22 protein-coding genes, 1 tRNA gene and 1 pseudogene are annotated in these 18205 nt (G+C 46.8%); 16 read left to right on the top strand and 8 right to left on the bottom strand.

The window, feature by feature from the left end; all coding sequences use genetic code 11:
• Window position 1: 1 nt before the first annotated feature.
• Window positions 2–874 (top strand): 4-hydroxy-tetrahydrodipicolinate synthase, encoded by an 873-nt coding sequence (gene dapA, locus ICN16_RS01020; protein WP_216135546.1) that lies wholly within the window; start codon window positions 2–4, stop codon window positions 872–874.
• On the top strand, window positions 874–2019 hold the full coding sequence (gene bamC, locus ICN16_RS01025) for an outer membrane protein assembly factor BamC (RefSeq protein WP_216135549.1): 1146 nt from the start codon (window positions 874–876) through the stop codon (window positions 2017–2019). Before dapA ends, bamC begins: the two co-directional genes overlap by 1 nt.
• Window positions 2020–2089: 70 nt before the next feature.
• Here bamC and ICN16_RS01030 read toward each other — a convergent pair whose 3' ends face one another.
• Together ICN16_RS01030 and ICN16_RS01035 are read right to left on the bottom strand one after the other, a co-directional pair.
• On the bottom strand, window positions 2090–2269 hold the full coding sequence (locus ICN16_RS01030; protein ID WP_062308574.1) for a hypothetical protein: 180 nt from the start codon (window positions 2267–2269) through the stop codon (window positions 2090–2092).
• A gap of 115 nt (window positions 2270–2384) precedes the next feature.
• Window positions 2385–3611, bottom strand: coding sequence for a cupin domain-containing protein (locus ICN16_RS01035; RefSeq protein ID WP_216133202.1), 1227 nt, complete (start codon window positions 3609–3611; stop codon window positions 2385–2387).
• 44 nt (window positions 3612–3655) lie between these two features.
• Here ICN16_RS01035 and ICN16_RS01040 point away from each other — a divergent pair, with 44 nt between their 5' ends.
• Window positions 3656–4246: a peptidylprolyl isomerase gene (locus ICN16_RS01040; RefSeq protein ID WP_216133203.1), complete on the top strand. Its 591-nt coding sequence runs from the start codon at window positions 3656–3658 to the stop codon at window positions 4244–4246.
• 8 nt (window positions 4247–4254) lie between these two features.
• On the opposite strand, the gene cysE is transcribed toward ICN16_RS01040, so the two are convergent.
• Both cysE and ICN16_RS01050 read right to left on the bottom strand, forming a co-directional pair.
• A complete protein-coding gene (gene cysE / locus ICN16_RS01045; protein ID WP_216133204.1) occupies window positions 4255–5022 on the bottom strand; it encodes a serine O-acetyltransferase in 768 nt (255 codons plus the stop codon).
• A gap of 29 nt (window positions 5023–5051) precedes the next feature.
• Complete coding sequence (locus ICN16_RS01050; protein ID WP_216133205.1) at window positions 5052–5801, bottom strand: RNA methyltransferase; 750 nt, start codon at window positions 5799–5801, stop codon at window positions 5052–5054.
• A 130-nt stretch (window positions 5802–5931) separates the two neighbouring features.
• Between ICN16_RS01050 and ICN16_RS01055 the strand changes: the two genes are divergently transcribed.
• Window positions 5932–6720, top strand: coding sequence for an inositol monophosphatase family protein (locus ICN16_RS01055; protein ID WP_216133206.1), 789 nt, complete (start codon window positions 5932–5934; stop codon window positions 6718–6720).
• 21 nt (window positions 6721–6741) lie between these two features.
• Here the strand turns inward: ICN16_RS01055 and ICN16_RS01060 are convergent, their stop codons facing one another.
• From ICN16_RS01060 to ICN16_RS01070, 3 genes are read right to left on the bottom strand one after another with little or no spacing between them, the layout of a single operon-like run.
• Window positions 6742–7527: a UDP-2,3-diacylglucosamine diphosphatase gene (locus tag ICN16_RS01060; protein WP_216133207.1), complete on the bottom strand. Its 786-nt coding sequence runs from the start codon at window positions 7525–7527 to the stop codon at window positions 6742–6744.
• Window positions 7524–8027, bottom strand: coding sequence for a peptidylprolyl isomerase (locus ICN16_RS01065; protein ID WP_216133208.1), 504 nt, complete (start codon window positions 8025–8027; stop codon window positions 7524–7526). The genes ICN16_RS01060 and ICN16_RS01065 overlap by 4 nt, the downstream gene beginning before the upstream one ends.
• Before the next feature lie 45 nt (window positions 8028–8072).
• Window positions 8073–8885 carry a tetratricopeptide repeat protein gene (locus ICN16_RS01070; RefSeq protein WP_255533549.1) on the bottom strand — a complete coding sequence of 271 codons (813 nt, stop codon included), beginning with the start codon at window positions 8883–8885 and terminating at the stop codon, window positions 8073–8075.
• A gap of 87 nt (window positions 8886–8972) precedes the next feature.
• On the opposite strand from ICN16_RS01070, the gene cysS reads away from it, so the two are divergent.
• From cysS to ICN16_RS01125, 11 genes and pseudogenes are all read left to right on the top strand, one after another.
• Window positions 8973–10394 (top strand): cysteine--tRNA ligase, encoded by a 1422-nt coding sequence (gene cysS, locus ICN16_RS01075; protein WP_216133210.1) that lies wholly within the window; start codon window positions 8973–8975, stop codon window positions 10392–10394.
• A 58-nt stretch (window positions 10395–10452) separates the two neighbouring features.
• Window positions 10453–11067 (top strand): annotated as a pseudogene (locus ICN16_RS01080) (DNA-3-methyladenine glycosylase); the annotation flags it as partial.
• A gap of 9 nt (window positions 11068–11076) precedes the next feature.
• On the top strand, window positions 11077–12048 hold the full coding sequence (locus ICN16_RS01085) for an acetyl-CoA carboxylase carboxyltransferase subunit alpha (protein WP_216133211.1): 972 nt from the start codon (window positions 11077–11079) through the stop codon (window positions 12046–12048).
• Complete coding sequence (tilS, locus tag ICN16_RS01090) at window positions 12014–13336, top strand: tRNA lysidine(34) synthetase TilS (protein ID WP_216133212.1); 1323 nt, start codon at window positions 12014–12016, stop codon at window positions 13334–13336. The genes ICN16_RS01085 and tilS overlap by 35 nt, the downstream gene beginning before the upstream one ends.
• 79 nt (window positions 13337–13415) lie before the next feature.
• The gene (locus tag ICN16_RS01095) at window positions 13416–14666 is read left to right on the top strand and encodes an aspartate kinase (protein WP_216133213.1); all 1251 of its coding nucleotides are present in this window, start codon (window positions 13416–13418) and stop codon (window positions 14664–14666) included.
• Window positions 14667–14756: 90 nt separating this feature from the next.
• A tRNA-Ser gene (locus ICN16_RS01100) sits at window positions 14757–14851 on the top strand.
• A 408-nt stretch (window positions 14852–15259) separates the two neighbouring features.
• Window positions 15260–15556, top strand: a complete 297-nt coding sequence (locus ICN16_RS01105; RefSeq protein WP_216133214.1) for a hypothetical protein — start codon at window positions 15260–15262, stop codon at window positions 15554–15556.
• A gap of 46 nt (window positions 15557–15602) precedes the next feature.
• Complete coding sequence (locus tag ICN16_RS01110) at window positions 15603–16043, top strand: Smr/MutS family protein (protein WP_216133215.1); 441 nt, start codon at window positions 15603–15605, stop codon at window positions 16041–16043.
• 66 nt (window positions 16044–16109) lie between these two features.
• On the top strand, window positions 16110–16445 hold the full coding sequence (locus ICN16_RS01115) for a YqjD family protein (protein WP_216133216.1): 336 nt from the start codon (window positions 16110–16112) through the stop codon (window positions 16443–16445).
• 6 nt (window positions 16446–16451) lie between these two features.
• Window positions 16452–16823 carry a phage holin family protein gene (locus tag ICN16_RS01120; RefSeq protein WP_216133217.1) on the top strand — a complete coding sequence of 124 codons (372 nt, stop codon included), beginning with the start codon at window positions 16452–16454 and terminating at the stop codon, window positions 16821–16823.
• The gene (locus tag ICN16_RS01125; RefSeq protein WP_216133218.1) at window positions 16820–17101 is read left to right on the top strand and encodes a YqjK-like family protein; all 282 of its coding nucleotides are present in this window, start codon (window positions 16820–16822) and stop codon (window positions 17099–17101) included. The genes ICN16_RS01120 and ICN16_RS01125 overlap by 4 nt, the downstream gene beginning before the upstream one ends.
• Here the strand turns inward: ICN16_RS01125 and ICN16_RS01130 are convergent.
• Entirely contained in the window at window positions 17098–17616 is a 519-nt protein-coding gene (locus tag ICN16_RS01130; RefSeq protein WP_216133219.1) for an adenine phosphoribosyltransferase, read from the bottom strand. The genes ICN16_RS01125 and ICN16_RS01130 overlap by 4 nt on opposite strands.
• An 11-nt stretch (window positions 17617–17627) precedes the next feature.
• Here ICN16_RS01130 and ICN16_RS01135 point away from each other — a divergent pair, with 11 nt between their 5' ends.
• Window positions 17628–18191, top strand: a complete 564-nt coding sequence (locus ICN16_RS01135) for a 5'-methylthioadenosine nucleosidase (RefSeq protein ID WP_216133220.1) — start codon at window positions 17628–17630, stop codon at window positions 18189–18191.
• The last annotated feature ends 14 nt before the right edge of the window (window positions 18192–18205 follow it).

The following is an 18205-nucleotide window of genomic DNA, read 5'->3' on the forward strand; positions in this document are numbered from 1 at the left end:
TATGCCCGCCATCGTGACGCCGATGTTGGATGATGGAAGTTTGGACTTTCCGGCTTTACGCTCCTTATTAGATTGGCATGTTGCAGAAGGTTCTGATGGCATTGTCATTGTTGGCACGAGCGGTGAATCTCCTACGGTTTCCGTTGAAGAGCATTGCGAGTTGATAAAAGTCACTGTTGATCATATTGCTGGACGTATTCCAGTTATCGCAGGTACAGGCGGTAATTCAACTACGGAAGCAATTGAGCTAACCCAGTTTGCGAAATCTGTTGGAGCTGATGCCAGTCTCCAAGTAGTACCTTATTACAACAAACCAACTCAAGAGGGCATGTACGCCCACTTTAAGAAAATTGCAGAGTCAGTCGATCTGCCTGTCATTCTTTATAACGTTCCAGGTAGAACGGTTGCGGACCTTGCTGGCGAAACTACAGTTCGCCTTGCTGCAGTCCCTGGAATTATTGGTATTAAAGATGCGACCGGTAGCATTGAGCGCGGCACTTTGTTATTGGCTGATCTTAAGCGTGCGGGACATGAAGATTTTTCTGTATTTTCTGGTGATGATCTGAGCGCGGCAATGCTGATGCTCATGGGTGGTAAAGGCAATATTTCCGTTACCGCTAATATCGCACCACGTTTGATGCACGAGTTGTGTCAGGCAGCAATGTCGGATGACGTTGTTAAGATGCGCGCAATTCAATATCAATTACTGGCTGTTCATAAGGCCATGTTTACTGAGGCAAATCCGATTCCTGTGAAATGGGCCCTACATGAAATGGGTAAAGTCACCGCCGGAATTCGTTTACCTTTAACCCCTTTAAGTGTTGCTTTGCGTGAACCTTTGAAGACTGCTATGAAACAGGCTGGCTTACTATGATGAATTTGATGCAACTCTTGCGCCAACATTGCGCAACTCTTTTAATCCTGTCTTTAACAAGCATTGCTTTGCTTGGCTGTAAATCTGTAGGTACAAGTGACACAGTTGATTACAAGTCTGCTGGCGCAGTGCGTGGACCTAATTTGTCCTATCCACCAGACCTCATCACAGCACAGGCTGATCGTCGCTATATCGTGCAGGATGGTTCTGCGACCATGTCTGAATACAATGCTGCAGTGAAAAAATCAGTACAGACTCGCAAGAATGTCATGACTGGTATCCCTGGTATGCGCATTGCTCGCGATGGCGAGCGTCGTTGGTTGGTTGTAGAAAAGCCTGCCACCGAGCTATACCCACAAATTAAAGATTTCTGGCAAGAGAATGGTTTCTTGTTGGTGATCGACTCGCCATCAACTGGAATTATGGAAACGGATTGGGCAGAGAATCGCGCCAAGATTTCACAAGACTTTATTCGTAACTTTGTTGGTGGCGTTTTGGATTCTGTGTATGACACCGGTGAGCGTGACAAGTACAAAACTCGCCTTGAAGTGAGCAAGCCTGGCGAAACTGAGGTTTACATTACACAACGTGGTGCCATCGAAAAATGTACAACCGATGGATCTGGTGCTTGTATATCTACTATTTGGACTGCACGTCCAAGTGATCCTGAACTTGAAGCAGCATTCTTGGCGCGCCTGATGGAGCGTTTGGGTATGACTCAGGAAATGGCTAAGGCCCAAGTTGCCGCACCATTGGGTCCTAAAACACCGAAGGCGAAATTGGTTCAAGAGGGTGTGAATACTGCCTATATCGAAATGTCTGCAGGCTTTGATCGCGCTTGGCGTGACACTGGCCTTGCTTTAGATCGCTCTAACTTTACAGTTGAAGATCGCAACCGTACCAATGGCATCTACTATGTGCGCTACGTCAATCCTAAGGACTTAGGTGATACCAAGGGATTCTTCTCAAACCTCTTTAGTAGTAAGGATGACTCCAGCCTGAAGGCTAAGAAATACCTCGTAGTGGTTAAATCAACGGGAGATAATTCTGCGAACATCTATGTTCAAAATGCAGATGGTAAGCCAGAAAATACTGCAGCCGGTTTACAGCTCTTAACTTTGCTTACGGAGCAAATGGCTAGATAAGTGCGGAGCTAGAAAATTCTGGACATTAAAAAAGCCGCTTTTCAGCGGCTTTTTTTCTTCAAGGAGAAGATTACTTCTTAGCGTCAGCAGCTGGAGCAGCAGGAGCAGCTGGAGCAGCAGCAGGAGCGTCAGCAGCAGGAGCAGCAGCAGGAGCAGCTGGAGCAGCTTCTACAGGTTTTGCTTCTTCTTTTTTACCGCAAGCGGCCAAAGCGATTGCCAACATTGCTACAAGTGCGAGTGACTTCTTCATTTGTAATTTCCTCTTAAAAAATTATCATTAATAACCGGTTATTAATACCTGAAAAGTACAGGGTAAGCCCTTAGGTACTTTCCAGAAATCATTATAGCCATCTCTGCATTGGAGGCTAAAAAACCAGCCAGCCAGCTTCAAAAGCCTCAAAAAGGCTATTATTTGACCCAATTTTGCCTATTTTCCCCTTGAATTGCTTCTTTGCGGCAAGTGAGCGCCAAGCCAGCTGTATTGGTCTGGCCTGACTATTGCTCACCTCTTCGCCGTTACAGTAAATCCGGTCACCTAAGGCTAGCAATCGCGTTTGCGGGTGTGGTCTCAGGGATTCCTTCTGAAGACGCTGTTGGAATTCCTCCGGTGACACATCATTTGATGCGCCATCAAAATAGGCCTGGGGTTTTGGTTCGCTTAGATAGGCAGCAATGCCGGGAAGAAATGTTTCTACGCGATCTAGTTTTAAACCTTTTAATTTTTGTGTCACCTGCTGAATAATCTCGTCTGGCAGTTGTTCTGCACAGGCTGTTGCTCTTTGCTGTGGATCGGCAAAACGCTGATCCAGTTCGGGAATATCTTCAAGCGATTCGGCCAAGCGCCATAAGCCTTCTTGCAAGATTTCTTTATAACTTTGAGCCCTAAACCCAACCGACCAAGTCTGGCAGCCTGCATCTAAGGCAACGCCATCATGAGCTACATGAGGTGGAAGGTAAAGCATATCGCCTGGCTCCAAAACCCATTCCTGCTCGACCTTAAAGTTTTTTAGGATCTTCAAGGGCAGATTGGGATTTAAACTCAAATCTCGCTGCTCAGATATGCGCCAACGTCTACGGCCTGACATCTGTATTAAAAACACATCGTATGAATCAAAGTGTGGACCTACGCCACCGCCAGGTCCGGCGATGCTAATCATCAGATCATCTAAACGTGCATCTGGTATGAAGCGAAACCAAGAAAGAATTTTTGCTGCGGCAGGATGGCGTGCCTCCATACCTTGAAGAAGTAGCGTCCAATCGGGTGACTCAAGTGGAGGGATCGATTTCTTTTTGAATGGACCGTCCGCAAAGGACCAGGGCTTAGCTTGAATTAATCTGGATTCAACGACGTCATTGCCTGCAATTTTAAATAACTCTTCAGCTGATATTGCACTGCCCAAGGGTTCACCTAGTTGCTTAGCAAGCTCAAATGCAGGGATAGCCCCACGCACTAAAAGTGGTTTTTTATGCCAGTAGGCTTTCATGAACTCTTGGGGGCTATTGCCCCCTAGAAGCGCCCATGGCTGATCTAGCGGAAGGTTTTTGGGCGCCCGAGGAGGATCGTAGGGCTTGCTCAAGTAAAATGCAGTCATATAAGTAAAAAGCTATTTAAAACACAATGTTGAATGAATTACGCATGAAGATCGAAAAAAATACCGTTGTATCCCTGCGCTACAAATTAACTGATGCGCAAAACAATATTATCGAGGAACCGGATTCTCCGATGGTATACCTGCACGGGGGATATGAGGGTACTTTTCCTAAGATTGAAACCTTATTGGACGGTCAAGATATTGGCTATGAGGCTAGCATTCAACTTGAGCCGAGCGAGGCATTTGGTGAGTACGATCCTGAGTTGCTCAAGATTGAACCCCGCGCACGTTTCCCAGAGCCTTTAGAAGTTGGTATGCAGTTTGAGGGCGTGCCTGATGCTGAAGAAGAGGGTGATTCTGGTGATGCAGACGATGAGCCTCTGATTTATACCGTGACCGATGTTGCTGATAGTCAAGTGGTCTTAGATGGTAATCATCCTTTGGCTGGCATGGCTCTTCGTTTCTGGGTGCAGGTGGAAGATATTCGTGCTGCTACCGATGAAGAGATTGAGAATCGCCATCCTGAAGGTGGGGAAGCCTTTGCATTTGGAATGCCTGACGATTCTGATGACGGCGATGATGAGTTCACTGCTAGCATTGCCAATCCGAGTGGCCCAACACCAACTCTGCATTAAGACTAAAACTATTCTTTAAGCCATTCTTTCAGTGCGCCAAGGTCACGCTTGGTGTCACTTGATTCGCTGGCATTAGCTGCCGGTGTGTTGCTCAATTTAGCGATGACTTTTTCGAGAGCTGCAATTTTGGCTTCTTGCTCAAGCGTGGCATCAATCAAACCCTTCAATGCCATAGACACCGGATCATCTACATTCGGCGTTACGCCATACGCAGAGAAGTATTCCTTGGCTTTGCTATCGGGCGCACTCGCTTGAGGTAGATCTGGATGTAGGATGCGCGCAGGAATTCCTACTGCAGTTGCCCCAGCAGGAATTTCTTTGAGGACCACAGCATTAGATCCAACGCGTGCGCCATCACCTACGGTAAAGCCTCCAAGAACTTTAGCCCCAGCACTAATGACAACGCCTTTACCTAAAGTGGGGTGACGCTTCACGCCTTTGTATAAAGAAGTTCCACCTAGAGTAACTCCTTGATAGATAGTGCAGTCATCGCCAATTTCAGTAGTTTCTCCGATAACGATACCCAAGCCATGATCTAAAAAAACACGGCGGCCAATTTTTGCTCCTGGGTGAATTTCAATGCCAGTAATAAAGCGTGCCAGCATTGATAGGAGTCGTGCAATCCACTTTAGACCCAGGTTCCATAGACCATGAGATGCTCGATGAATCCATACGGCATGTAAACCTGGATAGCAGGTAATGACCTCTAGGCGATTTCTAGCGGCAGGGTCACGAACAATGATGGAGTCGACTTGGTCGAAAAGCGAATTAAACATAGGGTGATTTTAACGGGTAAAGGCTGAATTTATTTTCTCAAGAGCATCTGTTTAGCAATGCCACGCAGAAGATCGATTTCTTCCTTGTGAAGGCGTGTTCGCGCAAATAGGGCTTGTAAGCGAGGCATGAGTTTCTTGGGGTTGGCTGGATCCAGGTAGCCGATGGCCTCTAAACCTTCACGCCAGTGCTCCAGCATGGCAGCAACCGCAGCAGGATCTGCATAGTCAACCTGCTCGGCACTCGTGTCTAAAGGTGAAGATCCCAAATCTTCAGCTAAGGTCTCTCTGAGTGTGAAGGCGCAAACCATCATGGCTTGAGCGAGATTCAAGGACGGATACACGGGATTTGCATCTAGCCATACCCGATGCGTACATAGCGACAAATGGTGATTATCTAGGCCAGTCCGCTCAGGGCCAAACAAGAGCGCAACCCGCTGATTACCGGCAATGGCAGCTTGAATCAGAGGCCGGGCATCCTGCCAATTGATGGCCGGAGGCCCGAATTCACGATCGCGACTAGTTAAGCCCAAGACTAGAGCGCAGTCTTGAACGGCAGACTCTAGGGAAGTGGATTCCTGGCTGGATTCCAGGATATCGCTGGCACCGCTAGCTAATGCAATGGCCTCAGGCGCCTGAGCAACCCCTGAAATCTTTGGTGAAATCAGGCGGAGATCACTAAACCCCATGGTTTTGAGAGCACGAGCAGCCGAACCCACATTTCCGGGGTGACTGGTTTCAACTAAAACCCAGCGTAATAACTGTGCCTGAGCGGTATTCATATTGAAAAGGTTTCTTTAGGGGCTTGGGAGTTCAAATGGGCAATCGTTTAGAATCAGGGTGTTAGCTCCTTATTGTCATGCAGTTTGCAATCTGGTGAGCTTGTTCTTATTTAATTTGTCCATCAAAACTATGCATCCCATGTTAAATGTGGCCGTTAAGGCTGCCCGTCGTGCCGGAACCGTGATTAATAGAGCTTCTCTGAATTTAGAGCGGCTTCAGGTTGACCGCAAGCAACATAATGATTTTGTTACCGAGGTGGACAGACAGGCTGAAGCGGCCATTATTGAGACGCTCAGCGAGGCTTATCCAACGCACGGATTTTTGGCTGAAGAGACTGGTGCTCAAAATACCGACGCTGAAAACGTATGGATTATTGATCCCTTGGATGGCACAACAAACTTTATTCATGGTTTTCCGCAATATGCAGTTTCGATTGCATTGTCAGTTAATGGCATTACTCAGCAAGCTGTTGTGTATGACCCAACTCGCGACGAACTCTTTACTGCCACACGTGGTGCGGGTGCCTATTTAGACCGCCGGCGTTTGCGTGTTGCCACTCAAGATCGTTTAGCCAATTCTTTACTCGGAACCGGTTTTCCTTATCGCGAAGATCAGGATCTAGAAAAGTATTTAAAAATCTTTGCAGACATGTCACGAAATTGTGCTGGTCTGCGTCGCCCTGGTGCTGCATCTTTGGACTTGGCTTATGTTGCCGCTGGTCGTTACGATGGATTCTTTGAGAGCGATCTTAGGCCATGGGATATGGCTGCAGGCGCCTTGTTGATCACTGAAGCAGGTGGACTTATTGGCAACTACCGCGGTGAAGAAGGTTTCTTGCAAAGTGGTGAAGTGATGTGTGCAAACCCGCGTATCTTTGCTCAGATGGTGCAGTGCCTATCTAAATACTCTACCTGCTAAATTTAGCAGGTGAATTAAGTCTTACTTAATTAGATCGGCGTAATGCACGCCGTCTTGATTAATGAGTAGCGCACTCGCGCGTGGTCGCCCACTTTCTGGGTGATCTAAATCCCAGTCCGATAAGACCCAGCGTTGCCATTCTTGATCTTGCAGATGTTCTTGATGGTACTTGGGAAGGTGGGTATGACCATGAATCAAGCGATTGCTATCTTGATCCCTTAGTACAGCTGCGCACGCTGCCAAGGTGACGTTGGTTTTGACTTGCGTCTCTGCAATAGAAGCTTGAATTGCACGTTGATATTGCACGCCACTATTGCTACGCAGAGAGTTTGCAATGGAGCGCCGCCAATTTAACGGCAATCTCAAGAAGAGTTTTTGGATCCATTGTTTACGCACCCAACCGCGAAAAACTTGATAGCCAATATCTGCCGTGCAAAGCGAGTCGCCATGACAAAGCACATATTCTGAGCTAGCAATATTGATCTTGCTTGGATCGAGCATGAGAGTCATGCCCGTCTTACTTAAGAAATGTTTTCCAACTAAAAAGTCACGATTACCGTGAAGGTAATAGGTTTTTACTTTAGTGGAGAGTGTTGCGAGCGCATGTTTCACTTCTTGGTGAAATGGAGAGTGTAGGGCGGCATCATCTCCAACCCAATACTCAAATAAGTCTCCCAAAATAAATACGGCCTCAACCTTGGGAGCGTCCTTTTCACAAAAATCAAAGAATCGTTGCGCCGTCAACGGCATTGACGGCGTGAGATGCAAGTCAGAAATGAGCAGCGCGCTCGCGTATTGCGGAATCATTCCTCGAGAACGCTCGCCTTTTCAATAACAACATCTTCTGCAGGAACATCTTGATGAAATCCAGCATTACCAGTTTTTACTTTGCGAATGACATCGACAACATCAAGTCCGTCAGTGACTTTGCCAAAAACAGCATAACCCCATCCCTGTGCATTTGGAGCGGTATGGTTTAAGAAATCATTGTCATTCACGTTAATAAAAAATTGTGCTGTTGCAGAGTGTGGATCGCTAGTGCGAGCCATAGCTACCGTGCCACGTTCGTTCTTCAGACCATTGTTTGCTTCATTCTCAATTTGGGCGCCAGAAGATTTTTCTTTTAGGCCGGCGGTCATACCTCCACCTTGAATCATGAAGTTATCAATCACGCGATGAAAGATGGTGCCATCGTAGTGGCCGCTTTTCACATACTGCAAGAAATTGGCAACGGTCTTCGGTGCTTTTGCAGCATCCAATGTGAGGGTGATGTCGCCCTTATTTGTTTTGAGTAGAACTTTAGCCATGATGAATTCACTTTCGATGGTTAGTGGGTAAAAATGCTAGAAAAATTATTTTGAGTCTAGTGTTGCTGGGGTCGCGGGCGCTACTGGTGCAACCCCCTTTTTGACTGGCTTTAGGATCTCCATTAGTGCTTTTGCACGATTGGTGTATTGACGCTGATTCAAGGCGGCATCTTTGGCTGCATTGTCATAGGACTGAGTTGCAAGTCGAATGTAGACTTCACCTAAGTTGGCGGAGGCAATCGTATAGCTAGGACGCAATTTCAAAGCGAGCTCTAAATAGTCTCTTGCTTCAATCCAGTGACCTTGATTAGCTGCTAGTGCGGCTAGGTTGTTGTAAGGCTCAGGTAGCTCTGGAAATTGCTGGGTAATCTCAACTAAAGTCTTTTTGGCCGCTTCCCACTGACGCATTTCGATCTGCATGCGTGCTTTTACGTAGCGGAGTTGGACATTACCCGGCGTTTTCTTAAGTTGCTGATTAATCTGATCGATGGCTTCAGGATATTTCTTGGCCTTCACAAGCTTTTCGATATCTGACGGAATCCCATTTTTAGTCACTGGATCCGGTTCAATAATTAAAAAGGAAAGAAATGGAACTGCTACCGAGTCTGAGAGTTCGGCATTAAATTGGTCATATCCAGCATCATTGCCGGCAAGTCTCGGGGGATCATTGGGGCCATAAGATCCTAGGTAGGGCGCTTGAACGCCTTGAGAAGCAGTGGGGGCGCTATTTAGTGCCTTGATTTCGGCATCTGCCAGCTGTTGTCCAGGGGTGCTACAGCCCGCAAGCAGTGAAATGGCAAAAATAGTGCTCAAGCCACCCATATAGGCTGGACGGAGTGAAAAAAGGTTAGCTGGCATAGGGGGTGGGGTGAAAAACGGGCTCATTCGATATACTCAGCGCTCAGTCTAACAAATTGGCGCTACTTGCCCACCTTTATAGCCCCTATGCTGCAAATCTATAACACTCTCAGTCGCTCTAAGCAGGCCTTTAAACCCATCGAGCCAGGCAAGGTGAAGATGTACGTCTGCGGAATGACGGTCTATGACTTTTGCCATATTGGGCATGCCAGGGTGATGATTGTCTTTGATATGGTGGTTCGCTGGTTGCGAGCCAGTGGCTACGAGGTAGTTTACGTTCGCAATATCACCGATATTGATGACAAGATCATCAATCGTGCGGTTGAAAATGGTGAACCTATTTCGGTATTGACCCAGCGTTTTATTGATGCGATGCATGCCGACTCTGACGAGTTGGGTCTAATGCATCCAGATCATGAACCTCGCGCTACAGATTACATCGCGCAAATGCAGGGCATGATTGGTCGCTTGATTGAAAAAGAGTTGGCCTATCAAGGTGAAGATGGCGATGTCAATTTTGCGGTTCGCTTGTTCCCTGAGTATGGCCGTCTCTCCGGTAAATCTTTAGATGAATTGAATGCCGGTGAACGTGTCGCCGTTGGTGGTGGTAAACGTGACCCATTAGATTTCGTTTTGTGGAAGAGTGCTAAGGCGGAAGAGCCATCTGACACGCGTTGGAAATCTCCTTGGGGTGAAGGTCGCCCTGGATGGCACATTGAATGTTCTGCCATGTCCTGTGATTTGTTGGGCGAACATTTTGATATCCATGGTGGTGGCGCTGATCTGCAATTTCCTCACCATGAGAATGAGATTGCGCAGAGCGAGGGCGCTCTATATGGTCAAGACCATAAAGCTAGCGACCAACCGTTTGTAAATTATTGGATGCATAACGGGCATATTCGGGTCAATGAAGAGAAGATGTCCAAGTCATTGGGTAATTTTTTCTTAATCCGTGATGTGCTGAACAATTTTGATCCTGAGGTTCTGCGTTTCTTTATGTTGCGCGCTCACTATCGCAGCCCGATCAATTACAGCGATGCCCAGCTTGAGGAAGCGCGCTCAGGCTTGGTTCGTCTTTACACAGCATTGGCCCAGGCACCACTGAGCAATCATGCTGTAGACCCACAGTCTCCATGGGCTAAGCGTTTTACCGATGCCATGAATGATGACTTTAATACGCCTGAGGCTATTGCGGCATTATTTGATTTAGCAAGCGAAGTGAATCGCGCTCAGAGCCAAGAGAAAGTGGAGTTAGCTAGCACGCTCAAGGGATTGGCTGGAATTCTTAACTTCTTACAGCGTGACCCAACAGTATTTTTGCAAGCGGGATCTCGAGGTAATGATGTCGGTTTATCTCCTGCTGATATTGAAGAGCAGATTGCCGCACGAGTGGCTGCAAAGCAAGCTAAAGATTTTGCTAAGGCAGATTTAATTCGTACAACTTTATTAGAGCAGGGCGTAGTCTTGGAAGACAAGCCTGGTGGTCTTACAGAATGGCGTAGAACTTAATTGCAGATGATTTATTTTGAGTAAAGCCGCAGAACAAGCTGTTGTCGAAGAGCTTGCCCCTGAGTATTGGGAGCAAGCTTGTGCCGAGTTGATGAAGCATGATCGCATTCTAAAAAAATTGATTCCAAAACATGGTTCAGTTTTTTTGAGAACGCGCGGAGATGCATTCACAACATTGGCCAGATCAATTGTTGGCCAACAAATTTCCGTGGCGGCAGCACAGTCAGTTTGGAATAGGGTATTACTCTGCGCCAAAAACAAAGTAAATCCTAAAAATATCCTCGCTTTAAGTGTTGATGAATTGCGCGGAGCTGGTTTATCGGGTCGTAAGGTGGAGTACATCCGTGATTTAGCCGAACACTTCAATTCCGGCCGTTTGCATGCGAATCAGTGGAAAGGCATGGAAGATGAGGTCATCATCAAAGAATTGTGTGAAATTCGGGGTATTGGCCGCTGGACCGCTGAAATGTTCCTGATTTTCAACATGGTGAGACCCAATATCCTCCCTTTAGATGATGCGGGCCTAATTAAGGCCATTTCCTTGAATTACTTCAGCGGAGAGCCTGTCAGCAGGCATGAGGCCCGTGAAGTGGCAGCAAATTGGGCCCCTTGGCGCACTGTAGCCACCTGGTATATGTGGAGAAGTCTCGACCCCATCCCCGTTGAATATTAAAATCAAGCTATGAAAACGACTTTCCTGGATTTTGAGCAGTCAATCGCTGAACTAGAGTCAAAGATTGAAGAGCTGCAATTTGTACAAGATGAATCATCAGTAGACATCTCTGATGAGATTAAAACGCTGAGCGAAAAAAGTCAGCAGCTGACTAAAGACATCTATGCCAACTTAAGCCCTTGGCAGGTTTCGCAAGTGGCGCGTCATCCACAGCGTCCTTACACCTTAGATTATGTCGGTGCATTGTTTACGGATTTCCATGAGCTTCATGGCGATCGTAATTTTGCGGATGATCAATCGATTATTACTGGCTTAGCTCGTTTTGAGAATCAGCCTTGCGTAGTGATTGGGCATCAAAAAGGCCGTGATACCAAAGAGCGCGCCTTAAGAAACTTTGGTATGAGTCGCCCTGAGGGTTATCGTAAAGCGAAGCGTGTCATGCGTTTGGCTGAAAAATTTAAGTTACCCGTATTTACTTTCGTAGATACACCAGGGGCTTTCCCAGGTATTGATGCGGAAGAGCGTAATCAGTCTGAGGCAATTGGTCATAACCTCTATGTCCAAGCTGAATTAGAGGTACCCATCATCGCCACCATTATTGGTGAAGGTGGTTCTGGCGGTGCGCTTGCAATTGCGATGGGTGATGTGGTGTTGATGTTGCAGAACTCTACATACTCTGTGATTTCACCTGAAGGCTGCGCGTCTATTCTTTGGAAGACTGCTGATAAAGCGCCTGAAGCTGCCGAGCAATTAGGTTTGACTGCACAACGTTTAAAGGCAATTGGCTTGATTGATAAGATCGTCGCCGAACCGACTGGTGGTGCACATCGTGATTACGACACCATGATGAACAACATGCGCAAAGCTTTGACTGAGTCTCTTAAGACCTTCGATGGCATGAAAGTGGATGCGCTTCTTGAGCGTCGCCATGAACGCTTAATGAGTTATGGCAAGTTCAAGGAAATCGAAGCCAAGTCCTAAGGCAGCCTCTCAAGTAGCCACAAAAGCAGCCAAGCGTATTGGTCTTGCCCTCAGTGGCGGGCTTGATTCGGTTGTGCTGCTCGATACCGTTTGCAAAGCGGTTCAAGCAAACTCCAGCAAAGAGTCTACAGAGCTTTGGGTCTTTCACATTCATCATGGATTGCAAAAGCCGGCCGACCAATGGCTAGAGTTTTGCGAGAAGCTAGCCAAAAAATACCCTGTGCATTTTGATTTTCGTCTTTTGCATTTTGCGGATCAATCACAGGGCAATATTGAAGCTCTAGCAAGGGCAGAGCGTTACGATGCTCTCACGGATTTATGTGTTGAGCATGGCATTGAAGATCTGCTGCTGGCCCACCATCAAAATGACCAAGCCGAAACCGTGCTCTTACAACTCTTAAGGGGTTCAGGTGTAGCTGGCCTATCTGGCATGCCACTGAATCGTTCGAAGTTGAAAGCAGACCAGTCGATTACGCTCTGGCGCCCACTACTGAATCAAAGTAGGGCAGAGTTAGAGGCCTACGCTAAAGAGCACAAACTCAAGTGGGTAGAAGATCCCAGTAATCAAAATACGCGCTATCGACGCAATGCTATTCGCAAAGAAATTATTCCAAAGCTAGAGAAAATTCAGCCTGGAGCAGTTGCCAACTTAGCTCGCAGTGCAGATTTATTAGCCCAATCCCAAGTGCTGCTTGATCGTTTAGCTGGTCAAGATGGAAAAAACATTCTGCTAGGTAACGATTTAAAGCTAGCGCCTCTATTGGTTCTCGCTAAGTCAGATAAATCAGCCGCAAATAACTTACTGCGTTATTGGCTGAAGTTAAATGGTCTCGCAATGCCATCCCAAGAGCGCCTTGAGTCATGGTGGAAAGATCTCATGGCTGTAAAAATGGATTCCAGCTTGGAGTGGCAGCATGACGGGGTGAGTATTTATCTTTGGCGTGGCGTCTTGCAGGTTGCTAATCGCAAAACTGGGCAGTGGGTCTTTCAGGCCATTCCTGTGCGGAGTAAGTTGCTTGGCTTGCCTGCTGACTGGATCGCTGAAGTTCAAGCACAAGGCTTTGTTGAAGAGAGGCAGCGCCAAGGAGCAGAAAAGATCCAAATCAAGGCGAATACGCCACGTAAAAGCCTGAAGAACCTGTTCCAGGAGTCCGGTACGCCACCATGGGAGCGGCAGACCCCACTGCTGTATATCAAGGGCCAGCTGGTAGCGGTAGCGGGAGTAGGGGTGAGTTACCCTCATTTGGTGTCTGCCGGCAAGCGGGTGCTCCCTGTATGGCTTGAGTAGCCATAAAACCCTGTAAAATAAGCCCCTTTTAGACCCTAGGGAATGTAATTCCCTGTTAATAGACAATACGACGGTTTTTATGGCTCTTATCGTTCATAAGTATGGTGGCACCTCAATGGGCTCTGTGGAGCGCATTCAGAATGTTGCTAAACGCGTTGCTAAGTGGATGCGTGCCGGTCACCAGGTAGTTGTGGTGCCCTCAGCTATGTCTGGCGAAACCAATCGCTTGCTTGGTTTGGCTAAAGACATCAATCCAGATGCAAATCCACGCGAACTGGATCAAATCGCCTCTACGGGTGAGCAGGTCAGCTCTGGCTTATTGGCCCTGGCATTGCTGCGCGAGGGCATTGATGCAGTTAGTTATGCTGGTTGGCAAGTGACAGTCCACACAGATTCTTCATTTACTAAAGCGCGTATTAAGAGTATTGATGACAAGAAAATTCTTGCTGATCTCAATGCAGGACGCGCTGTAGTGGTAACTGGTTTCCAGGGCGTTGATCCGAATGGCAACATCACCACATTGGGTCGAGGCGGCTCTGATACATCAGCTGTTGCGATGGCTGCAGCCCTTAAGGCTGATGAGTGCTTGATCTATACCGACGTAGATGGCGTGTATACGACCGATCCCCGCGTTTGTGAAGATGCCCGTCGCTTAGACAAAATTACCTTTGAAGAAATGCTTGAAATGGCAAGTCTTGGCTCTAAGGTATTGCAGATTCGCTCAGTCGAGTTTGCTGGTAAGTACAAAGTTAAAACCCGTGTTCTGTCATCGCTGACAGATCCGTTGATGCCCCTTGATCAAGAGATGAAGTCGGGCACCTTGATTACATTTGAAGAGGACAGCACTATGGAAGCCGCAGTTATTTCCGGCATCGCCTTCGCGCGTGATGAAGCCAAAATTACCGTTCTTGGCGTTCCCGATCGCCCAGGAATTGCTTATCAGATCTTAGGTCCGATTGCGGATGCGAATATTGATGTTGACATCATTATTCAGAATCAATCGTTTGAAGGTAAGACAGACTTTACTTTTACAGTTCCACGTGCCGACTATCAAAAGGCTCTGGACTTGCTCAAGAACAACGTTCAAGCCCACATCGAAGCTAAAGAAATCACTGGTGATCCAAAGGTTTCTAAGGTATCCGTAGTGGGTGTTGGCATGCGCTCCCATGTGGGTGTTGCTAGCAAAATGTTCCGCACATTATCGGAAGAGGGTATTAATATCTTGATGATCTCTACCAGCGAAATCAAGATCTCAGTAGTCATTGATGAAAAATACATGGAGCTGGCTGTACGTGCCCTCCATAAGGCTTTCGAGCTGGATCAGAAGTAAAAACAAGCAGTAAATGCTTTAAAACCGCAGTAAAACCCCGCAGCTAACGGAATCCGTTAAACTGTGGGTCGTTGTAAAGGCATCAAGCAGGGAGACGTGGCCGAGCTGGTCGAAGGCACTCCCCTGCTAAGGGAGCATCGGGGCTAAAACTCTGATCGGAGGTTCGAATCCTCTCGTCTCCGCCAAAATCCTTGTGATTTAACTGCTTGAGCCGGCACGACAAATAACTAAGCCCCTTCACCGGGGCTTTTTTATTTCCCGCTCATCAATTCCTGATGGCAATACTCATAACCATTCCCTAGAAGCACGCACTTTTCATTCATTTGGACGCAATCTTTGCAAATGTAAATATTTATTACTAAAGTTCACAACTTCACAACTTCTGTGGTATAGTACTTCTAAAGGAGGTGAAATGAGAAGAGCGATACCAAAAACACATCAAGCTTTAGATTGGATAGGGAAGGGAATGACCGCAGCTCAAGCCGCTAGAAAGATGGAAATTTCAGAATCTAGCGTCTACGCCGCCTTAAGAAAAACAAAAGCAAAAGATTCAGGTTGTTGTCCAACGTGTGGTCACAAATTAAGGAAATAAGATGAAAAAAACTCTATTAGCTGTTGCCTCAATCTCCGTAGCTGCATTTGCATATGCAAATACCTCATCTGATTCTTCTGAATTGGTAAGCCAGCAATGCAAGATTTCAGCTGAAGCAGTTTCCACATTGAAGGGTTTGCGCTATGGGAATACTTCCATACGCAAGGATGTAGCAGGGTTGATTAATTTAAATCTCAAAGTACAAGAGAATAAAGATGCTGCGCAAATGACCTTAAACCGCATGGTTGATGATCAGGTAAATACAGCATCTGCTTTGGAAGCAAAGTATTGCTCTTAATGCTGTAATGAATGGGTTGTTACCCAATCATCTTTAAAGGCCTTTGATGACCCATTCATTTGAGTGCCCAGAATGTGGCAACCCCAGGGGAATGCTTGGGGAATGTCGTCAGTGCGGAAGTGAGGAGCTTCCTATTCCGCATAGCGACACGATGGTATTGAATTTGAAGTTTGATGGACCAACTGCTGAAGAGGCTTTGGATCGATTGACTATTGCATTGCGCCGCGCATCAGAGGTCGGAATTAAAGCCATGATCCTGATCCATGGGTATGGAGCTAGCGGTGAGGGCGGGAGAATTAAGTGGGCCGTGCACGATGCCCTCGAAAATAACTATTTCTCAGACCGAGTTGATGAATATCATTTTGGTGAGCAAACTGCCTTTGGTAGCGAGGCCTATCATGCACTATTGCGAAGAAGGCCAGGTCTGAAGGCCTATCTTAAGCACTTCAAGGAAGGTAATGCAGGTATGACGGTATTAATACTGTGATCTCTGTTCAGAATTGCTTAGAATGGTCTCATTAATCTTTTTATTTGCTATCAGCTAGGAGCGGCAATGACTGCTAAAAAATCAACTACGACACATGAAGAGACTCAGATTAATTCTGAAAACTTGATTGGCGACTTCAAGGCCTTGATGGCGGACGCCGAAGATCTGATTAAGGCAACTGCAAGTCACGAGGATGGCCCACTGAGTGCAATTCGTTCAAAAGCTTTGGATACCCTTAACAGCGCAAAAGAAAGTCTTTCATCTGTCGAGGGCACTGTAACTGAAAAGGCAAAAGTTGTAGCTGAGCGTGCCGATGAGTTCGTGCACCGCAATCCTTGGGAGGCGGTAGGCGTTGCCGCCGGTCTAGGCCTCTTGATTGGTCTTTTCATTCGTCGTCGCTAGGCATCTATGTCCCAAGAAAATCTTTTATCTTCTCTTAAGAATCTCGTCTCCACTGGTGCTTCTATAGCTCAAACGCGTTTGGAGTTGATATCTACGGATGTTCAGATTGCTCGTACTCAGTTTCTGAGTTTGCTGGTTATGATCATCTTTACATTATTTTTCTTATTTTTTGGCTTAGTAATGCTGGCCTTGCTGATTGTGATTTATAGCTGGGAGACTGATCGCGTTTTGGCCCTGAGCTTATTGACAAGTGGGTTCTTAGCGGTAGGCTGTATTTTGGCTTTGCTAGTGTTACGTTCTCTGAAGACCATGCCTAGATTGTTTGAGGCAACTATTACTGAATTATCCAAAGACCGCCAGGAGCTTGCGAAGCGATGAGTCGAAAATTGGCGGAGCTTGAGGCTAGGCAGAAAGTCCTCCAGGAGCGCGCAGCGCAAGAACGCGCAGACTTTGCTTTGCATTTTGAACCGATAGAAAAGCCGCTATCTTGGGCCGACAAGGGTATCGATGCCTTTCATTTTGTAAAGAGCACCCCGATACTTTGGACCAGTGCATTTGCTGTACTAGCGCATTACAAGCCTAAGCTGGCCAGTAAAGTTCTGGCCGTGGGTTGGGGCACTGTAAAGCTGCTCAAAGGTGCCAAGAATCTTATTTAGGCTATCAGTACTGTTTTATTGATAATTCCTTGTTGACTCAGAATTTCCCCGCCATTTAAACCCGCAATTTCTAGTAATGTAAGGGCGCCTGCTACCTCAAAGCCAGCCTTCTTTAGCAATTGACTTGCTGCAATAATGGTTCCCCCGGTGGCGAGGACATCATCCACAATTAAAACGCGTGCACCTGCTGGCAGGGTGGACTGCTGAATTTCTAAAGAGTCAGAACCGTACTCCAGGCCATAGGATTCTCGATGGCTAGCCAGGGGTAGCTTGTTAGGTTTTCGGGCCAACGCGAGGCCTTTATGGGCCTGATACGCTAGTGCAGCTCCGAAGATAAAACCGCGGGATTCAATGCCTAGAATATGGCTGTACTCAAATTGCTGGGCAAAAGCCTCTAGCTGCAGCGTAGCGTTCTTCAGTGCGGCTGGATGGGCCAAGAGGGGGGATATATCCCTAAAGAGAATTCCAGGCTTGGGAAAATCCGGGACTCCGGGTAGATAATCTAATAAATTCATTATTGGCTGACATGAAAACACAATTACTCATTATTACCGCACTAGAGTCTGAGTTGGATAAAAGCGCTTTACCAACGGGCGTTGACATTGTGTATTCAGGGGTTGGCAAAATCAATGCAACAGCTGCAAGCCTTCGGGCCATTCATGAATATGAGCCAAAGCGAATTGTGAACTTTGGAACTGTCGGAAAAATTAACTCTGCCCTAGAGGGATTGCTGGAGATCGGAAAAGTGATCCAGCGAGACATGATGACGGTACCTCTAGCTCCACGAGGTCAAACCCCATTTTGCTCAAAACCATCCCAATATCTCTCTCTTGGCGGCGAGCATACTTGCGGTACTGGCGATAGTTTCGTCACGGCTCACGATCCTTGGTTAATATCCGAGGGCATTGATGTGGTCGATATGGAGTTATTTGCTATTGCCAATATTGCCTATCAATTTAATATTCCATGGCAATCATTTAAATATGTGAGCGATGATGCTAATGCCGACTCCGGCAATGAATGGAAGCATCGAGTCAATCATGGTCAAGAGCTCTATCTAGAAAAGCTCAAAGAGCTGATGAGTGCTTAGTCAGAACTAAAGTA

Source organism: Polynucleobacter sp. es-MAR-4, assembly GCF_018882055.1.
Taxonomy (GTDB): Bacteria; Pseudomonadota; Gammaproteobacteria; order Burkholderiales; family Burkholderiaceae; genus Polynucleobacter.